Origin of the sequence: Bacillus sp. Hm123, assembly GCF_051842975.2 — a bacterium.
GTDB lineage: Bacteria > Bacillota > Bacilli > Bacillales > Domibacillaceae > Bacillus_CE.
This window is the reverse complement of sequence record NZ_CM200277.1, coordinates 3,051,080-3,069,920: the sequence shown is the minus strand read 5'-3', so window position 1 is coordinate 3,069,920 and position 18,841 is coordinate 3,051,080. Positions and strand designations below refer to the sequence as shown.

The window sequence follows — 18,841 nt, the reverse complement described above, 5'->3', positions numbered from 1 at the left end:
TTAGGGTATATTCAAAATGAGAGTAAATAAAGGAGTGGCTTACTTTGACAGCAGAAGAAAAAGTGTATGACGTCATTATCATTGGGGCAGGTCCAGCAGGGATGACAGCCGCTGTTTACACCTCTCGTGCGAATCTTTCAACATTAATGATTGAGCGCGGTGTACCAGGTGGACAAATGGCAAATACAGAAGAAGTAGAAAACTATCCGGGATATGATCATATTCTTGGGCCAGAGCTATCGACGAAAATGTTTGACCATGCGAAGAAGTTCGGAGCGGAATATGCTTATGGCGATATTAAGCAAATTATTGACGGCAAAGAATATAAAACGATTGACGCTGGAACGAAGCAATATAAAGCACGTGCGGTTATCATCACAACAGGTGCGGAGTATAAGAAAATCGGCGTACCAGGTGAAAAAGAATTAGGCGGCCGCGGCGTTTCTTATTGTGCGGTATGTGACGGTGCTTTCTTTAAAGAGAAAGAGCTAGTCGTTGTCGGTGGCGGAGACTCTGCCGTAGAAGAAGGTGTGTACTTAACTCGCTTTGCGAAAAAAGTAACAATTGTTCACCGTCGTGATCAATTGCGTGCGCAAAAAATTCTTCAAGATCGTGCATTTAGCAACGAGAAAGTAGATTTCATTTGGAGTCATACCGTGAAGCAAATCAATGAAAAAGACGGCAAGGTTGGTAGCTTAACGCTCGTTTCTACTGAAAATGGCGAAGAACGTGAATTCGAAGCGGACGGCGTGTTCATTTATGTCGGTATGGTTCCGTTGACGAAGCCATTTGAAAGCCTTGGTATCACGAATGAAGCTGGCTATGTGGTAACGAACGATCAAATGGAAACGAACGTTGCTGGAATTTATGCAGCGGGTGATGTGCGCGAGAAAACACTTCGTCAAATCGTCACAGCAACAGGAGATGGAAGTATCGCCGCTCAATCGGCACAGCATTACATCGAAGAATTGAAAGCGGAGCTAGGGGTTAAAGCATAAGACGGGAAAGTTTAATCGACTGTTAATGAAACCGTAATAGAGGTGAAATATTTTTCCGCTATACTACAATTAGCAGTTTCAAACACCCCCTAAGTATTAACGTATATCCCTACTTTATGAGGTTGTCTTGGTCACATAATCGATGTGAGCGAGGCAACCTGCTTTTTTTTGAAAAAAACCCTCTACCCTTATTACACGAACCTAGCATTGAGATCGGTAGAAAGAACATAGTATAATAATGAAAATAGTAAAATGACGGCATTTTGTCGCATCGGCTTGAGGTGATCAATTGTGCAACGTGTAACAAATTGTTTATTGTTAAAGGATGACAAAATTTTATTGCTGCAAAAGCCACGCCGAAACTGGTGGGTTGCTCCCGGTGGAAAGATGGAAGCTGGGGAATCGATCAGAGATGCGGCTATTCGTGAATTTCGGGAAGAGACAGGTATGTATTTACGCAACCCGAATGTGAAAGGAATCTTTACTTTTACGATTAAAGAGAAGGATGAAATTATTTCCGAATGGATGATGTTCACCTTTTTTGCAACGGAAAGTGATGGAGTAAATATTGTAGAGAGTGAAGAAGGAAAGCTGGAATGGCATGCGATCGATATGATTAAAGAGCTTCCAATGGCAGAAGGAGATCGTCATATCCTTGAGTACATGATTCATGGATCTGGCATTCTTTATGGAGCCTTTACATATACACCAGACTTTACTCTATTATCTTACCGATTAGATCCAAGCTAGAAAAAGGAGAGGAGAAAGAACATGAACACAAATGTGGGAAACGATGTGCAATTAGTCATTATTACCGGGATGTCTGGCGCTGGGAAGACCGTCGCGATTCAAAGTTTTGAAGACCTTGGCTTTTATTGCGTCGATAATTTGCCGCCGATGTTGCTGCCGAAATTTTTGGAGCTTATGAAGGATGCGAATAATCAAATGAATAAAGTAGCCGTCGTGATGGATCTGCGCGGACGCGAATTCTTTGATGATTTAATTAAGTCGTTGGATGAAGTGATCGAAATGGCCGAGTTAACGCCAAAAGTACTATTTCTTGACGCTGAAGATTCCGTACTCGTTCGCCGCTATAAAGAAACAAGGCGTTCTCATCCACTGTCTCCAACTGGCTTGCCGTTAGATGGAATTCTCCAAGAACGCGAGCTGTTAGAGGAGTTAAAAGGTCGAGCGCAGTTCATTTACAATACATCGGAAATGAAACCGAAAGACTTACGTGAAAAAATCTTAACCGAGTTTTCATTAAACAAAAAGTCCGTCTTTACTGTAAATGTGATGTCATTTGGCTTTAAGCACGGTTTACCAATCGATGCGGATCTCGTCTTTGACGTTCGTTTTCTACCGAATCCGCACTACATCGATCATATGAGACCGCGAACAGGGCTTGAGGAAGATGTCGCGACGTACGTATTAAAATGGAGTGACACGCAGAAATTTTTAGAAAAAACGATTGATTTATTAACATTTATGCTTCCACATTACAAGATGGAAGGAAAATCTCAGCTCGTCATTGCGATCGGATGCACAGGAGGACAGCATCGCTCTGTCGCTTTATCGGAATATCTCGGTAACCATTTCTCTAAGGATTATGAGACGCGCATTACACACCGCGACATTAATAAACGCAAGGCGAAAAAAGTATGAAAAATCAGCAACAGCCAAAAGTCGTGATTATCGGTGGAGGCACAGGTCTATCTGTTTTGCTTCGCGGCTTGAAGAAGCATCCCATCGATTTGACGGCGATCGTGACGGTAGCGGATGATGGCGGCAGCTCTGGCCGTTTGCGTAATGAGCTTAACATCCCACCTCCTGGGGATATCCGCAATGTGCTCGCCGCTTTATCGGATGTGGAACCGTTACTAGAAAGTATGTTCCAACATCGTTTTAGTACTAAAAATGAACTATCGGGCCACTCGCTTGGGAATTTAATGATCGCTGCCATGACTTCGATCACAGGTGATTTTGTACATGCTGTTCAAGAAATGAGCCGCGTGCTTAATGTCCGTGGAAAAGTGTTGCCTGCGGCGAATCAAAGCGTCGTCCTTCATGCTGAAATGGAAGATGGTACGGTCGTATCCGGCGAATCGAAAATTCCTTACTCAGGAAAAAGAATTAAGCGCGTGTTTTTAACACCGGGGGATATACAGCCTTTGCCTGAGACGATTCGAGCGATTCGAGAAGCCGACTTAATTATCGTCGGACCGGGAAGCCTGTATACAAGCATTTTGCCGAACTTACTCGTTCCGCAAATTGGAGAAGAAGTATGCAATGCGACAGCGCGAAAAGTGTATATTTGTAATTTAATGACCCAGGCTGGCGAAACGCTCGATTTCACCGCAAGCGATCATGTAAAAGCAATTTATGACCATATGGCCTGTGCTTTTATCGATACGATCCTCGTTAATAACGAGCCGATCCCGACACAAATTCAAGAGAAATATAAAGAAGAGCTGGCGAAACCAGTCGTATATGATATTGACCTCTTGAAATCATTAGGGCTCAACGTCATTTTTGATGATATCGTCACTAGAGAAAAGGGCATGATTCGTCATGACACCAACAAAGTGGCGGACATCTTATCGAACTTAATTAAAGAAAAAAAATAAACCTTATACTATAGAACGAGCATCTCAGATAGGGGGGTGTCTCATATGTCTTTTGCTTCGGAAACGAAAAAAGAACTAACGACCGTTGAAGGAAATAGTTGCTGTACGAAAGCGGAACTTTCTGCGCTTATTCGAATGAATGGATCACTTTCATTTTCCAATCGCTTACTTGTTGTGAATATTCAAACAGAGAATGCGGCGATCGCTCGAAGAATATACGTGTTATTAAAGAAAAACTATGAAGTGGAAGTAGAACTGCTCGTTCGTAAAAAGATGAGGTTGAAAAAGAATAACGTCTACATTGTTAGACTAAAGGAACAGACAAGAGAAATATTAGACGATTTAGCGATTATTGAAACCGGCTTTTCCTTTGTTCATAACATTTCGGCCAAGCTGATTGAGAATCAATGCTGTAAACGTGCTTACTTACGAGGAGCCTTCCTTGCAGGTGGGTCGGTAAATAACCCAGAAACGTCTTCTTATCATTTGGAGATTTTCTCCCTATATCAAGAACATAATGAGGCTCTGAGTGAACTGATGAATGTCTTTGATCTCAATAGTAAAACATTAGAGCGAAAGAAAGGGTTTATTACCTATTTAAAAGAGGCAGAGAAAATCACCGAATTTTTAAACATTATTGGTGCGCACAGTGCCTTGCTTCGTTTTGAAGATGTCCGCATTGTCCGCGATATGAGAAACTCGGTGAACCGACTAGTTAACTGTGAAACCGCTAACTTGAATAAAACGATTGGTGCAGCTCTGCGCCAAGTTGAAAATATACGCTATATCGAAGAAACAGTTGGCCTACAAGTATTGCCAGATAAACTGCGCGAAATTGCCGAACTGCGAGTGACGCATCAAGATGTCACATTGAAAGAACTGGGAGAAATGGTATCTGGAGGGAAAATTAGCAAATCAGGTATTAACCATCGTCTTCGTAAAATAGATGAAATCGCTGACAAAATTAGAGCAAGCGAACCGATCGAATAAGTAAGAAGAGGGGGGAAACAAAGTGGTTGAAAAAACAACAAACGTGCAATTGAAGATGGGACTTCAAGCGCGTCCAGCAGCCTTATTTGTGCAGGAGGCCAATCGCTTTTCTTCGGAGATTTTCCTTGAGAAAGACGGCAAGAAAGTGAACGCCAAAAGCATCATGGGCATTATGAGCCTAGCGATTAACCGCGGCTGCTCCGTCACGATCTCCGCTGACGGACATGATGAACAAAGCGCATTAGAGGCATTAGTAGCCTTCGTTGAACAGGAAGGTAACTATTAAAAAACACCTGAATGATGGATCGCTCCATTGTTCAGGTGTTTTTTTGATTTATTTATCCAGCTACAGGTTCCACCGACTAGTGGACTTCCGCTTTTATTTATTTTCCGGAAGTTCGTTACGTGTAAGAATTTTATCAATCAAGCCGTATTCTAATGCACGCTCAGCTGTCATGAAGTTGTCGCGGTCTGTATCTTTAGAAATGACTTCAAGTGATTGACCTGTACGCTCAGCTAGAATTTGGTTTAGTTTTTCACGAAGGAACAAGATGCGTTTCGCAGCAATTTCGATTTCCGTTGCTTGACCTTGCGCGCCTCCGAGTGGTTGGTGAATCATTACTTCACTGTTTGGTAGGGCGAAACGTTTGCCTTTCGTTCCAGCCGCCAGCAAGAATGCTCCCATAGAAGCAGCCATACCGATACAAATCGTTTGAACATCTGGCTTAATGTATTGGATCGTGTCATAAATCGCCATACCGGCTGTAATGCTTCCACCTGGGCTGTTGATGTAGATGGAAATGTCCTTCTCTGGGTCTTCTGCTTGAAGGAATAATAATTGGGAAACGATTGAGTTTGCTACATTGTCATCAATGCCGCTTCCAAGCATAATAATGCGATCCTTTAGCAAACGAGAGTAAATATCGTACGCACGCTCTCCTCGGTTTGTTTGTTCAATAACTGTAGGAATTAGATTCATGTTCTTTCCTCCTTAAGAATGATTTTGTAAGAAAATCTTATGTAATGTTTATCATACAGTGATGGTCAATGAAGGTCAAACATTAAGCTTTAAATATTAACATTTTCTCTTTAAATATAATTTTCTAGTATGTCCAATAAAAGTCCTGCTAAACAGCACGAAATAATTGCATATTGCAATTTCTGATATATTACGCTATAATTTTGTAATGTACTTAAACATTTTGCCCTCGTGGTGCAACGGATAGCACGTGAGATTCCGGTTCTTAAGATGTGGGTTCGATTCCTGCCGAGGGCGTAATAAAATGATAATGAGTTCCTATGTTTGTAGTGATTTTTCTACGAGCGTAGGAGCTTTTTTGTGTGCCACGCAATAGAGGGGTTTTTGGGAGCGTGGGAGGGAAGTCAAGTAAGAATAAAGCTGTGATTTTATATTGATGTGCTACAAAATGAGTTCTAGTATGAAAAGACTTCGATTAACTTCACATGAATTCCACTGTTTTCCCATTTTATTTGTACTTATAGTATAATAGACGCATACAACTTTATGAAAAACGGTGATAACAATGGGCAGCAACTTTTCATTTTTTCAAGGGAAATGGGATGTACTTGCTAACTTAGGAGAAACAGCGGAGAACAATGTATATCAAGACCCTCATACAACAGTGATGAAACTACGATTGTTCGCAGAGACATTAACAAAATTTATTCTTGCTTCTGAGAACATTAAAGAGGCATACGGTACAACACAGGTAGACCGTATTAATACATTACGTCGAGAAGGCTTACTTGAGCCAGAATTAATAGATATATTTGAAGCTCTTCGTCGTAAGGGAAATCTAGCAATGCACGAAGCAGGGTATGGAAAAACAGAAGAAGCAAAAGCTTTATTGCAATTGACTTTCCGCTTGTCTGTTTGGTTTATGGAGGTATATGGTGATTGGGACTTTCAAGCACCAAAGTATATAGAACCTCAAGAACAAGTAGAACAGAGTACAGAAATGCTTCAGCAAGAATATGAAGAAAAAGTCAAAAAGCTTGAAAAAGAATTAGAAGCAATTCGTCAGAAAGCAGAAGTAGAACAAGCGGATATAAAAACCGAGCGTAAAAAGATATCCAAAAACTTTATGAGTCGACAGCAATTAACAGAAGCTGAAACACGTACGATTATTGATGGGAAACTACGTGCTGCTGGATGGGAAGTAGACACAGCTGTATTAAATCATCAAAAGAATGGAACGTTGCCAGAGAAAAATCGTAACATGGCAATAGCTGAGTGGAAGGTCGATGGGGGCAGGGTTGACTATGCGTTGTTTATCGGGCTAAAGCTTGTTAGCTTTATTGAAGCAAAGGCAAAAAAGAAAACGATTCCTAGTGCATTAGAGAGTCAAACAAAGGTTTATGCAAAAAATGTAGTACAAGTTGAGGATGAAGTTATTACACCGACAACAGGTGAATATCAAGTGCCGTTTTTATACGCAACGAACGGTCGACCATACTTGAGACAGCTTCAAGAAGAGTCAGGCATCTGGTTTTGGGATTCACGCAAACCATTAGAACATGCCCGTCCTCTTGAGGGATGGCACTCACCTGACGATTTGCAGCTTCTTCTTAGTCAAGATGATAAGGATGCACATAAACGGCTAGAGGAAGAAGATATTACCAAGTTTAGCTTACGTCACTATCAGCAAAAAGCTGTACTTGCCGCTGAAGAGGGATTAAAAGAAGCACAAAGAAGAATGCTCATTGCAATGGCAACGGGAACAGGGAAGACTCGTACAGCTATCGCTCTTATGTATCGTTTAATTAAATCAAAAAAATGTCGTCGTATTCTTTTCTTAGTTGACCGTAACTCGCTTGGAAAACAGACGGAGGACGCTTTAAAAGATACAAAAATTGAAGGCTATTCATTCGCTGATATATATGATGTCAAGTCATTAGAAGATATGTCTCCAGAAGTTGAAACGAAGGTGCATATTGCGACAGTCCAGGGAATGGTTCGGAGACTTTTCTATAGCGATAACGAAAAGCTTCCAAGTGTCGGGCAGTATGACTTTATCATTGTAGATGAAGCACATCGTGGCTATACAAGTGATAGAGAAATGTCAGAGGAAGAATTAGAATTCCGTGACCAAAATGATTACATTAGTCAATATCGACGTGTAATTGATTATTTTGATGCGGCATGTTTAGGACTTACTGCAACGCCTGCTCTTCATACAACAGAAATTTTTGGTATGCCCATTTTCAAATATTCTTATAGTGAAGCGGTTCTGGATGGCTATTTAGTTGACCATAAGCCACCTTATTTATTTAAGACAGAACTTTCACAAGTGGGAATTACGTTTGAAAAAGACGAAGAAGTAGAAGTGTATGATGTTGATAAAGGTGAGGTTATTCTTGAGAAAATGGAAGATACCGTTCATTTTGAGGTTGAGCAGTTTAATAAACGGGTGATTACTGAGCCTTTTAATCGAGCGGTTCTAAACAAATTGGTCGAATACATTGACCCGACAGGAAAAGAGAAAACTCTTATTTTTGCAGCTACTGACCAACATGCGGACTTAGTTGTTCGGTTATTAAAGGAAGCTTTCAAAGAACGTGGCGATGAAATTGAAGACGATGCCATTATGAAAATTACGGGCTATATCTACAAGCCATTAGATGCAATTAAACGGTTTAAAAATGAACGGCTACCAAATATCGTTGTAACAGTGGATTTACTGACCACAGGCATTGACGTTCCTCCAATTACAAACTTGGTATTTTTACGACGAATACAATCTCGTATTCTGTATGACCAAATGCTTGGACGTGCGACTCGTCTTTGTCCAGACATTGGAAAGACACATTTTAACGTCTATGATGCAGTGGGTATCTACGACAAATTGCAAAGTTATACAGAGATGAAACCTGTTGTAAAGAAACAAAATTACAGTATCGGTGAATTATACGAATCACTTGCTAATGCTGCTACAGAAGACGAAGCTTCTTTTTATCGTGAACAATTGGTAGCGAAAATCCAGCGTCGTAAACAAAGACTGGATGAAGAAGGAAAGCAAAAGTTTGAAGAACTGTCGAATGGAAAAAATGTGGATGAGTGGGCGCAAGAAATTCAGTCGTATACGCCACAAGAAGCAAAGCAACATAACATGTTATTTGAGTATATGGAAACGTATCGGGTAACAGGAGAGAAACGATACATCTCCAATAAGGAAGATGAAGTAACAGATGTGATTCGAGGATACGGTGAAGGAAACAAGCGACCAGAAGACTATTTAGAAGGTTTCGTTCGTTTTATCCAAGAGAATATTAATGAAATTCCCGCTCTTCATCTTATTTGCACACGACCGAAAGACTTAACAAGACAGGATTTACGAGAACTTATTACCATTCTGGAAACGAAAGGCTTTAAGCAATCTCATTTGCAAACAGCTTGGAAGCAGACAAAAAATGAAGACATTGCCGCTGATATTATCAGCTTTGTTCGTCAAGCTGCTTTAGGTGAGGCCCTTGTTGACCATGAAACCCGTATTAAGCTAGCAATGCAAAAAGTGTATTCACTGCATGATTGGACTCCAAGGCAGAAGAAGTGGTTAGAGAGAATAGAAAAACAATTACTTCAAGTGCCAGTACTTGCTCCAACATCGCATGAAGCGTTTACTGAAGAGCCATTCCGCAGTCAAGGTGGATATAAGCTGTTACACCGTGAATTTGGTGATCTCATTGATACGATTGTGTCGACAATTAATGAAAACCTTTATATAAGCTGATTCATTAGGAGGATAACTATCTTGTATAGACTTGATACAGAAAAGAATCGACTAGAAGAAATCCGAGAAACCACATTCTCTGAGAATGACTTAAAGGAACGGCAACACATAGAGGAATGGATTCGTAAAAGTCCAGAAATCCTTGCTGAAGATTTACTCATTATTGCTCATGAATACGATAAGTTTGAAGTGAACGAGCGACTAGACCTTCTAGCTATAGATAAAGAAGGTAACTTAGTGATAATTGAAGTGAAGAGAGACACTACGGGGAGCGGTGTTGATTTTCAAGCTCTAAAATATGCTTCTTATTGTGCGAGGCTTAGTCCCACTGATATCCTTGAAGTATATGAAGATTATTCAAGCGTTCATGCTCCATCAACTAATGCTAAAGATGAGCTAGTGGAGTTTCTTGAAGTAGACAGTGAGGAAGAGTTAAATAATATTCTTAACAATAACCAACGGATCATTATTGTCGGCAAAGACATTGATAAGAGAATTCTTTCCGTTTGTACATGGTTATATGAAAATAGCATCGATGTGAAATGTGTAACAATCAAACCATACAAACTGGGAGATCAACTTATTGTAGATACCGATCAAATTATTCCTCCATATAAGCTTGAGGATTATTATATTAACAAGAAGACGTCAGTAAAAGAGCGCAAAATAAAGGTGGACGAAGATATTTCTTCATTCCTGCAAGAAGTAGCTAACTTTATCAACAACCATACGGATTACACAGCTCGATATGGTGGACAAAGAGATTATTTCAAAGGACACCGCTTTTTGGGGAAGAAATGGAATTTTGTGTTTGTCTACAAGAAGGATCGTACTGCTTCCATGTTCGTGGAGTCTTATAAAAAGCAAGAAACAGATTTGATCCGTTCGATAGCAGAGAGATATACGGATGAGTTGCAAACGTTGCTTCGATGTGAAATAGAGCTTTCTCAAGGGTCAAAAAACACCGATTTATATCGGTTAGCGGCAAAGTTTACTTTTTCAGAAAAACAGGCTATCGAGGAATGTCTAAAACAGTATAATGAGACATTTGTTAAGTTCTATCAATTCATAAAAGAAAAGGCTCAATAACAGAGGAGTTCCTAAGGGGACTCTCTTTTTCTTGAAATTAAAGGTAATTGCTCAGAGTCATTAATTTTCCATTATAATAAAATAGTTGAGCAAAAATTAGGAGGAAGCTATGAATAATCAAGAGATTGTACAAAAACTGTGGAATTTATGTAATGTCCTGCGTGATGATGGAATCACGTATCAACAATACGTTACGGAGTTAACATACTTATTGTTTTTAAAAATGATGAAAGAACAAGAAACGGAAAGTGTGATCCCAGAAGGCTATCGTTGGGATGATTTGTTAGATAAAGAAGGTGTAGAATTAAAGACATTTTATCAGCGGTTGTTACTTGATTTAGGAAGCAGTGAAAATGAGCAGTTACGCCTTATTTATAGTGACGCTGCTACAAGTATTACCGAACCGAAAAACTTAGAGAAAATCATTAAATCGATTGATGCACTTGATTGGTACAATGCAAAGGAAGAAGGACTTGGCAATCTTTATGAAGGCTTATTAGAGAAGAATGCTAGTGAAAAGAAATCGGGAGCGGGACAATATTTTACCCCTCGTGTATTGATTGATGTCATGGTACAGCTTATCGACCCGAAAGTGGGAGAACGATGCAATGACCCTGCCGCTGGAACATTAGGCTTCATGATTGCGGCAGATCAATATTTAAAGAACAAAACAGATGATTATTTTGACCTCGATCCGCAAGAAGCTGAATTCCAAAAGAAAGAAGCCTTTACAGGAATGGAACTTGTCAAAGACACACATCGTCTTGCGCTAATGAATGCTTTGCTTCACAACATGGAAGGGCGTTTGGAACAAGGAGATTCTTTATCAGGAAACGGAAAATGGATGAAGAACTTTGATGTTATTTTAACAAATCCACCATTCGGTACAAAAAAAGGCGGAGAACGTGTCTCTCGTGATGATTTAACATTTGAAACATCGAATAAACAGTTGAATTTCTTGCAGTTAATTTATAATGCATTAAAAGATGATGGAAATGCAAGAGCAGCGGTGGTCTTACCTGACAATGTGTTGTTTGAAAGTGGGATTGGTTCGCAAATTCGTCGGGACTTAATGGATAAATGTAATCTACACACGATTTTACGTTTACCAACAGGTATATTCTATGCACAAGGTGTAAAAACAAATGTCTTATTCTTCACAAGAGGAAAAACGGACAAAGACCAAACGAAAAATGTATGGGTATACGACCTTCGTACAAATATGACTTCATTTGGAAAACGTAATCAGCTAACAATGACACATTTTGAAAACTTTATGAAAGCATATTCCTCAGAAGACCGTACAAAGGTAGAAGATGAGCGTTGGAATAAGTTTACGAGGGAAGAAATTGCGAAGAAGGATGATAGTTTAGATATTGGATTGATTGCAGACGAGTCTTTATCATCATATGAAAACTTACCAGACCCGATTGAATCGGCGGAAGAAGCGATTGTGAAACTTCAACAGGCGATGGAGTTGTTACATGAAGTAGTTGAGGAGTTACGTGCTGTTGAAGGGGATGGGGTGGTTAAACAGTGAGTAAGAAAAAGAAGACCATTGAGGAATTGTTAGAAGAAGCATTAGTATTAGAGGAAGAGCAGCCTTATGAAGTGCCTGAGAATTGGATGTGGGTGAAAATCAAAGGGGTTGGGAACGTAAAAGGTGGAAAAAGACTTCCGAAAGGGCATGCTTTGTTGCAAGAATCTACGGATCATCCGTATCTTCGAGTAGCTGATTTTGAAAACGGAACTATTGATAATAGTGATTTGAAATATATCTCTGCAGATACAGCCAGCAAGATATCAAGGTATGTTATTTCTAAAGATGACGTTTATATCTCTATTGCTGGTACAATTGGAAAAACAGGCATTGTTCCTGATTATTTAAGTGGTGCTAATTTAACTGAAAATGCTGCAAAAATTACAGATATTAAAGGTGCAAATAATAAATTTATTCATTTAGTACTAAATACTGATGCATTACAAAATCAAATTAAAAACTCTACAGTATCTACATCACAACCTAAGCTAGCACTTTTTCGTATAGACGAATTAAAAATACCTTTACCCCCTTTAAATGAACAAAAACGGATTGCTGAGAAAGTGGAGCAGCTTTTAAGTAAAGTTGAAGAAGCAAAGCGGTTGATTGATGAAGCGAAGGAAACGTTTGAACTTCGTCGTAAATCAATACTAAGAAAAGCTTTGAATGGAGAGTTAACAAAGAAATGGCGTGAGAATGAGTTGGATTCAATGTCTGCATACGAACATATTCAAAATGCCTATATTGAACTAACCAAAATATATGAAGAACAATGCTTGAGTGCAAAGAAAGAGAATAAGCCTAAACCTAAAAGACCTGAAATTTTTAAACACTTTTCTTTGAAAGATAATAAGATAGAAGGACTTTCTAAATGGGTAAAAACAACTTTTATTCATCTATGTGTCTTACAAAGAGGTTATGATTTACCAGTGCAAAATAGAGTAGGAGGAAGTTATCCTATAGTTTCAGCGGGGGGAATTATTGACCATCATAATGAATCTAAAGTAAAAGGACCTGGAGTAACAACAGGACGAAGTGGTACAATTGGTAGTGTCTTTTATATTGAAGAGGACTATTGGCCTCTGAATACCTCATTATATGTAGATTATTTTAATGGAAACAACCCCAAATATGTTTATTACTATCTGTTGAATTTTGATTTTCAATCGTATAGTTCAAGCACAGCAGTACCTACTTTAAATCGAAATAATTTTTTTCAAGTTGAGGTAAAGATTCCACCAAAAGATGAACAAGGAATTATTGTAGAGATGTTAGATGTTTTTTTTGATAAAGAAGCTAAATCTTTCAGGTTAATAAAGAAACTTGAAGAGAAATTAGAAACTTTAAAGCAGTCTATCCTTTCAAAAGCGTTCCGAGGTGAACTTGGAACAAATGACCCAAGTGAAGAAACTGCGCTTGAATTATTAAAACAAGTGTTACAAGAACAAGTGAAGTAGTTGTAAGAAGGCATCCAAGTCAGTTGGATGTCTTTTACTATATTGTATGCAAGAGTCATAATACCGAAATCACGCTCGTTCACAAATTGACATTTGGTAAGTTTCCGACACGAATCAAATCATCAATGTGATTTAGCAAGGTAAAGTGATAAGAATTGTAGTGAAAACCTATTAAAGTTCGATAATGGTATCAAAGGAGAGATACCGCTACTTTTATCATGTTGTTTTCGATAATTTAATCGTTTCAAAAGGTACATTTTTTGCAGCGCATATTACTCAACGGTCGAATAAGGTTTCGGATAGTCTCATATGGTACTAAATTCATTTTCATAACGTATCATATTTTCCATAAGCATAGAACTAACATTCTCCAAAACCAGTACTTTATATAGATGGCCCTACTTATTCAATTAATGAAATATCGATTTTATTAAGGATTTGTAGTAACATTTTGAGTGTGGAAAGGGATAATAAGGAAGTATACTCAAACTAGATCCATTTATATATAAAAGCTATTTCAAATTAAAGTATTTACTAAATAGGAGTGAAAAGGAAAAAATGTACAATCTTATTAATGACTATGTTCAAGATGTACTACCTTCATTTTTCAAAAAGTATAATTTACCAAATGAGGTTATTGAGATTGTTAATAAAGATATAGAAACTCGTATTTATTCTCTTTTGGTTCGTTGGAATGATATTGAATTTAGGAGAGTCTTATTGACGATTGGACTAGAAGAAGCAACCTTTTATGAACCAAATGAGAATTTAGAATTAAGGTGTTTTGTTGTGGTTGCTATTAGAAATAGCTTATTTGAAAATCTTGTTAGTAATCGAAAGGCTACATTGACATTAGGATTGAAAAAATCGCCTATACCAGAAATTGATGTTAAGGCTTTTACACAGGTAGCAATAACCCATTTCAAGTACATAGATTTTGAAAAAGAATGTAATAATTTAATAATTGATGAGAGTAAAGATATGTTCGGTGATCTAAAAGAGAGATATCCAGTAGCATGGAAAGCCTTATCAGAATTAGGTAAATGGTCTAATAAAGCACAAGTTTTTGATAGTCTTAAATATACACCATTAGAAATAGCAGAATTACAACAGACACAGATTCCAATTAACCAACAAGAAAAAATGAGAGTTACAGAAATACAAAGCGGAATCGATGAAAAGTTAGACAAAGGACTGTTAGAGATTTTGATGCGTATATCGCTTGAATTTCAACCAGTATTCTACACGGATTGCTTTAAAATGCTGACTAGGAATATTGATAAATTGCTTAAGGTAATAGAGTATGTTTTAAGAAAAGAATGTATCTTTATGACGAGCAATTTTTACATAAGTAATGGATATGTCTCAAAACGAAAAGATTTACTTCGACCAGCACACTCTACTGAAGATGTTGAAGAGAATTTGAAACAATTTAACGGTTTACGTCAAACCCATTTGAAGGCATTCAAAACTATAAGTAATTGAATGCTGAATTGATATTTTAGGTCTAAGATGTTTTCTGGATTATAAAAGTCAAAGGTCAGGTAAGTTAAACTTAGCTTCAAAAGTAATTTGTTTAGATCTCCAAAACTCAGGAAGCGCTGCAGCTGTGTTCTTAACAACTGAAGTAATTATTCTTGAAATTTTTTACATAATACATCACTGTAGAATAGAATGCTGATGATCTAGATATAACAACGTCCAATAATATTCTGAGCGGAATGTGGTGCAACGGATAGCACGTAAGATTCCGGTTCTTAAAATGTGGGTTCGATTCCCTCCGAAGGCGTTGAAAAATCTAGTAAGCCTCTATGTTTTGCGACATTTTTTGTTGTGATTCGTAGAGGTTTTTTGTATTAAAATGAACAACATCATCTATGAATCTATTATGTTATACTATCTTTGTGTAAAATATTTGTAAATAAGGTGATCGGTTTGAAAAAGCATACGGTAATTAAATATTGCATTGGAACAGGTGTATTGATTTATTTGGCTGCTTTTGCAATCCCTGATTTTGTTAAGGGATTTATTGAAGGTTTTATTAAAGGTATGTATGGATTGTGAAGTTTTATTTAGAGGTGGTTGGGTGAAAAAACCGCATCGTGTTTGTTGTTATAGCTAGGCGAAAACCTGTGAAATGCTATAAATGAATGGGGTGATGCTCAATGAACATCACCCCATTTGTCTTATTTTAATTCCTTTTTCGCTTTATCAGGAAGCTCCGCTTGTTGCACTTCTTGATAAGAAGTAACTTCATTTTCACCCTTCACAAACACTTCAAGGTAAGCGTCGTGGCGAAGTTGATTTTGACTTGTGAATTCGAGTGTTTTCGTCTCGCCTTTTTCGTTCACGCTTTCTAGTTGATATTCGTAGCGCGTCCATTTTTCTCCTGTGTCAGTCACGTCTCCGATTTCTTTTCCGTCTGTTGTAATTTTGACGAAGTAGCTGTCGGCTCCGAGTCGGTTTATGTTCACGTTTTGGATGAATAGAATGAACCCGATAAATAAAGCAGCAAGTATTCCGATAGATATTCCTAATTTCTTCATAATGATTATTCTCCTTTGTTTGTGACAATTTTACAGTACGCTTGAACGGTTATGAAGTAGTACATAATATAGATCAATGTGTATACGCCCATGCAGATCAGCGTTGGGATGATTAAGTTGGTTGCTAGTAAGTTAGATAGAGCGGTTAAAGCTATGGCACTATGAGTGATCCCTGCAAGTAATGGCAAGGCAAAGATGAAAAATACTTGTTTCGCAATCGTTTTGCGTACGTCTTTTTTATTGACGCCGATGTTGGATAGAATGCGATAACGGTCTTGGTCGGCGTGTGCTTCTGTTAGTTGTTTGAAGTAGATGATGCTGCCGGTTGCGGCTAAGAAGACAAGTCCTAAAAAGCCACCGACGAAAATGAGTAATCCATTTGATTCTAAGCCAGCCGCATACACTTCGTAATAGCTAGAGAAGGCTGCCTCTTCTGGCATGCTTGTTTTCAGTTGCTTTGTTAACTCTTTCGCTTGGTGAGCGTTTGTGATGCCGTACATATCAATCGTTCTCGCTTCAAGCTCGTTTGCTAGCTTGTTGAATAGTTCGTCACTGACGACAAGCGTTGCTCCGTCGACACCGATATTGAGGACGTCATAGGTTTTAAAATCGGTGAAGGCCACTTCTTCTTCGCGATCGTTCAATTGAAACGTAATCGAGTTGCCAACATATTTCGGTGAGAATTCTTCATAATACATGCGATCTAAGGCAGCGACTTCGTTTCCGTGTAGTGATAACGATTCTTTCCGTCCTTGTTTGTCGGCTAATGTATTAAAATCACTCATCGAAATTAAGGCGTAGACCAACTCTTTTCCCATGAAAGGGCTTTGTATATTCGTTGTATCGGCCTCTACTTGTAAAGTCTGGATCGTTTGGTGATAGCGCAGTTGATGATCTTCTGCATGTTTGATCCGTTCCTCTGCTTGTTTCGCTAGTTGCTCATCTGTCGAGACGAAGGAATAGCTATTTGGTGTCATCGTTGTCGCTGTTGTTTTCGTATTGTAGTAAAAGCTAAAAGCAGCTCCGACGGCTGTTAATGTCGTCGCACTTAAGACAGCGATGATCGTTAATGTGCGGGCATTGCCTTTGATTCGATATAACAATTGGGACGTCGTAATGATCGTTAACCGGTTCCAAAAGTGCGACTTCTTTTTTCTCGATGCTTTTAACGCATAGACAATGAAAGTGCTAAATAAAAAGTATGTGCCGGTAATGACCGTTGTTAAAATGATGAGCGGCGTGAACAACAGGCCGAGTGTTTGCCAAGCGGTCGAGTTGAACGATTGAAGAGCGAGCCAATAACCGCTACCAGTTAGGATGAGTGACAATCCTGCTAACCATAGAGAAGCTTTTGGCTCAGGTTCTCCTTCTTGATCCGCTTTGAATAGCTCAATTAATTGAAAGCGATAAATTAAGCGATAGCCTTGAAACGATGTGACGAGTGTGATGATCAAAAAGACGATCGTTGTATTGATGATGGCCGCTGATGAAATCGTAAAGTTGGTGATGGCCTCGTAGCCCATCATGTTCATTAATATCGCGACGAACCCTTTAGATAATAGTGCTCCAAGCGTGATCCCGATCACGAGTGCAAGCATCCCCATCAAGAAGTTTTCGTAAAAGAGCATGCGCCCAATTTCTTTTCGGCGAACGCCAAGTAGTGAATATAAGCCGACTTCTTTTTTTCGTTTCCGCATGAAGAAGGCGTTCGATGACCAAATAAAGATCGAAACGAAAATGAGTAAGACGAACGAAGCGGCGCTAAAGATTGAGTTGATTTTCGGTGAAGCTTCCGTTGTTGCGGCAATCGTTTCGTCATATTTTAAGGAAACGAATGTGAAATAAATGACGATGCCAAAAATCATCGAAGCAAAGTATAAAAAATAGTTCGTAAAGTTTTGGCGAATATTTTTCCTTGCGATATTAAAGAGCGTCATGAGCGCCACCTCCAAGCGACGCAAGCACATCTAAAATTTGCTGGAAGAAAGCTTGACGTGACTGCTTTCCTTTATACACTTCCTTAAATAACTCTCCGTCTTTAATAATCAATAATCTTTTGCAGAAACTAGCGGCGTACGCATCATGTGTCACCATCATAATCGTGGATCGTTGTTTTTCATTTAAGGTAGTTAAACTATTTAATAAGTCAGTTGCTGATTTAGAATCGAGCGCTCCCGTTGGCTCATCAGCTAAAATCAACTTCGGGTTCGTAATGATTGCCCGGGAAGCGGCTGTTCGTTGCTTCTGTCCACCAGAAATATGATACGGATATTTATTTAGAATCTCGCGAATACCAAACGTGTCGGCCATTTCATTGACGCGCGTTTCGATTTCTTTTACTGGCACTTTCGATAACGCCAGCGGCAGCACGATGTTTTCTTTTACCGTCAATGTATCTAGTAAATTATAATCTTGGAAAATAAAGCCGAGCTTATGACGGCGGAAATCCGATAATTGCTCCTCTTTCATTTGCACAATATTTTGCCCGTCGATGATGATCTCACCAGCAGATGGCGTATCGATTGTTGATAAAATATTTAAAAGTGTCGACTTTCCAGCCCCAGATGGCCCCATAATGCCAACAAATTCTCCTTCGTGTATATCTAATTGAATGTCCTTTAAGGCGTGGTACTCATTTTCCTTTGAGCCAAACACCTTTTCCACATTTCTCGCTTGTAATATAGGTTTCATGTTGCTCGCTCCTTCCTTCTGACACCTAGCATACGCACCGAATCTTACATCATCTTAATCTGAACCTTACAACAACCTTAAAATATGAGAGGAAGCGAACCGCTACTAAACGGAGCTTTTTCCGCTATACTAAAGAAAAACAGGAGGGGATC

General features: G+C 38.8%; 16 protein-coding genes and 1 tRNA gene. 13 read left to right on the top strand and 4 right to left on the bottom strand.

Annotation, left to right across the window (positions count from 1 at the left end; all coding sequences use genetic code 11):
• Positions 1–44: 44 nt before the first annotated feature.
• From trxB to ACSVDJ_RS16145, 6 genes are all read left to right on the top strand, one after another.
• The gene (gene trxB, locus ACSVDJ_RS16170; RefSeq protein WP_439167226.1) at positions 45–998 is read left to right on the top strand and encodes a thioredoxin-disulfide reductase; all 954 of its coding nucleotides are present in this window, start codon (positions 45–47) and stop codon (positions 996–998) included.
• A 291-nt stretch (positions 999–1,289) separates the two neighbouring features.
• A complete protein-coding gene (locus ACSVDJ_RS16165; RefSeq protein ID WP_439167224.1) occupies positions 1,290–1,748 on the top strand; it encodes an NUDIX domain-containing protein in 459 nt (152 codons plus the stop codon).
• Between the two features lie 21 nt (positions 1,749–1,769).
• On the top strand, positions 1,770–2,663 hold the full coding sequence (gene rapZ, locus ACSVDJ_RS16160) for an RNase adapter RapZ (RefSeq protein WP_439167222.1): 894 nt from the start codon (positions 1,770–1,772) through the stop codon (positions 2,661–2,663).
• Positions 2,660–3,625, top strand: a complete 966-nt coding sequence (gene mgfK, locus ACSVDJ_RS16155) for a gluconeogenesis morphogenetic factor MgfK (RefSeq protein WP_439167221.1) — start codon at positions 2,660–2,662, stop codon at positions 3,623–3,625. Before rapZ ends, mgfK begins: the two co-directional genes overlap by 4 nt.
• Positions 3,626–3,670: 45 nt before the next feature.
• Positions 3,671–4,615 carry a DNA-binding protein WhiA gene (whiA, locus tag ACSVDJ_RS16150; RefSeq protein WP_439167219.1) on the top strand — a complete coding sequence of 315 codons (945 nt, stop codon included), beginning with the start codon at positions 3,671–3,673 and terminating at the stop codon, positions 4,613–4,615.
• A 22-nt stretch (positions 4,616–4,637) separates the two neighbouring features.
• Entirely contained in the window at positions 4,638–4,901 is a 264-nt protein-coding gene (locus ACSVDJ_RS16145) for an HPr family phosphocarrier protein (RefSeq protein WP_439167218.1), read from the top strand.
• 93 nt (positions 4,902–4,994) lie between these two features.
• On the opposite strand, the gene clpP is transcribed toward ACSVDJ_RS16145, so the two are convergent.
• On the bottom strand, positions 4,995–5,594 hold the full coding sequence (clpP, locus tag ACSVDJ_RS16140) for an ATP-dependent Clp endopeptidase proteolytic subunit ClpP (protein WP_094833539.1): 600 nt from the start codon (positions 5,592–5,594) through the stop codon (positions 4,995–4,997).
• Positions 5,595–5,819: 225 nt separating this feature from the next.
• Between clpP and ACSVDJ_RS16135 the strand changes: the two genes are divergently transcribed.
• The 7 genes from ACSVDJ_RS16135 to ACSVDJ_RS16105 all read left to right on the top strand — a co-directional run bounded on the left by ACSVDJ_RS16135 (position 5,820) and on the right by ACSVDJ_RS16105 (position 15,516).
• Positions 5,820–5,891: transfer RNA gene (locus tag ACSVDJ_RS16135), tRNA-Arg, on the top strand.
• A gap of 268 nt (positions 5,892–6,159) precedes the next feature.
• Positions 6,160–9,366 carry a type I restriction-modification system endonuclease gene (gene hsdR / locus ACSVDJ_RS16130; protein ID WP_439167897.1) on the top strand — a complete coding sequence of 1,069 codons (3,207 nt, stop codon included), beginning with the start codon at positions 6,160–6,162 and terminating at the stop codon, positions 9,364–9,366.
• Positions 9,367–9,387: 21 nt separating this feature from the next.
• Positions 9,388–10,455, top strand: a complete 1,068-nt coding sequence (locus ACSVDJ_RS16125; RefSeq protein ID WP_439167217.1) for a hypothetical protein — start codon at positions 9,388–9,390, stop codon at positions 10,453–10,455.
• Positions 10,456–10,564: 109 nt separating this feature from the next.
• Positions 10,565–11,995 carry a class I SAM-dependent DNA methyltransferase gene (locus ACSVDJ_RS16120; RefSeq protein ID WP_439167215.1) on the top strand — a complete coding sequence of 477 codons (1,431 nt, stop codon included), beginning with the start codon at positions 10,565–10,567 and terminating at the stop codon, positions 11,993–11,995.
• Entirely contained in the window at positions 11,992–13,452 is a 1,461-nt protein-coding gene (locus ACSVDJ_RS16115; RefSeq protein ID WP_439167214.1) for a restriction endonuclease subunit S, read from the top strand. The genes ACSVDJ_RS16120 and ACSVDJ_RS16115 overlap by 4 nt, the downstream gene beginning before the upstream one ends.
• A 558-nt stretch (positions 13,453–14,010) precedes the next feature.
• Positions 14,011–14,937, top strand: a complete 927-nt coding sequence (locus ACSVDJ_RS16110) for a hypothetical protein (RefSeq protein WP_439167213.1) — start codon at positions 14,011–14,013, stop codon at positions 14,935–14,937.
• Positions 14,938–15,387: 450 nt separating this feature from the next.
• Complete coding sequence (locus tag ACSVDJ_RS16105) at positions 15,388–15,516, top strand: hypothetical protein (RefSeq protein ID WP_439167211.1); 129 nt, start codon at positions 15,388–15,390, stop codon at positions 15,514–15,516.
• 122 nt (positions 15,517–15,638) lie between these two features.
• Here the strand turns inward: ACSVDJ_RS16105 and ACSVDJ_RS16100 are convergent, their stop codons facing one another.
• Genes ACSVDJ_RS16100 through ACSVDJ_RS16090 form a run of 3 tightly spaced genes read right to left on the bottom strand, consistent with a single transcriptional unit; the run spans position 15,639 to position 18,689 of the window.
• A complete protein-coding gene (locus ACSVDJ_RS16100; protein ID WP_439167209.1) occupies positions 15,639–15,998 on the bottom strand; it encodes a YxeA family protein in 360 nt (119 codons plus the stop codon).
• 5 nt (positions 15,999–16,003) lie between these two features.
• Positions 16,004–17,935 carry an ABC transporter permease gene (locus ACSVDJ_RS16095; protein WP_439167207.1) on the bottom strand — a complete coding sequence of 644 codons (1,932 nt, stop codon included), beginning with the start codon at positions 17,933–17,935 and terminating at the stop codon, positions 16,004–16,006.
• Entirely contained in the window at positions 17,922–18,689 is a 768-nt protein-coding gene (locus ACSVDJ_RS16090; protein ID WP_439167206.1) for an ABC transporter ATP-binding protein, read from the bottom strand. Before ACSVDJ_RS16090 ends, ACSVDJ_RS16095 begins: the two co-directional genes overlap by 14 nt.
• Positions 18,690–18,841: the final 152 nt, after the last annotated feature.

Coding starts and splice junctions, on each gene's coding strand:
- clpP (WP_094833539.1), bottom strand. CDS start 5,594: ATGAATCTAATTCCTACAGTTATTGAACAAACAAACCGAGGAGAGCGT.
- rapZ (WP_439167222.1), top strand. CDS start 1,770: ATGAACACAAATGTGGGAAACGATGTGCAATTAGTCATTATTACCGGG.
- whiA (WP_439167219.1), top strand. CDS start 3,671: ATGTCTTTTGCTTCGGAAACGAAAAAAGAACTAACGACCGTTGAAGGA.
- ACSVDJ_RS16110 (WP_439167213.1), top strand. CDS start 14,011: ATGTACAATCTTATTAATGACTATGTTCAAGATGTACTACCTTCATTT.
- ACSVDJ_RS16100 (WP_439167209.1), bottom strand. CDS start 15,998: ATGAAGAAATTAGGAATATCTATCGGAATACTTGCTGCTTTATTTATC.
- ACSVDJ_RS16095 (WP_439167207.1), bottom strand. CDS start 17,935: ATGACGCTCTTTAATATCGCAAGGAAAAATATTCGCCAAAACTTTACG.
- ACSVDJ_RS16120 (WP_439167215.1), top strand. CDS start 10,565: ATGAATAATCAAGAGATTGTACAAAAACTGTGGAATTTATGTAATGTC.
- hsdR (WP_439167897.1), top strand. CDS start 6,160: ATGGGCAGCAACTTTTCATTTTTTCAAGGGAAATGGGATGTACTTGCT.
- mgfK (WP_439167221.1), top strand. CDS start 2,660: ATGAAAAATCAGCAACAGCCAAAAGTCGTGATTATCGGTGGAGGCACA.
- ACSVDJ_RS16090 (WP_439167206.1), bottom strand. CDS start 18,689: ATGAAACCTATATTACAAGCGAGAAATGTGGAAAAGGTGTTTGGCTCA.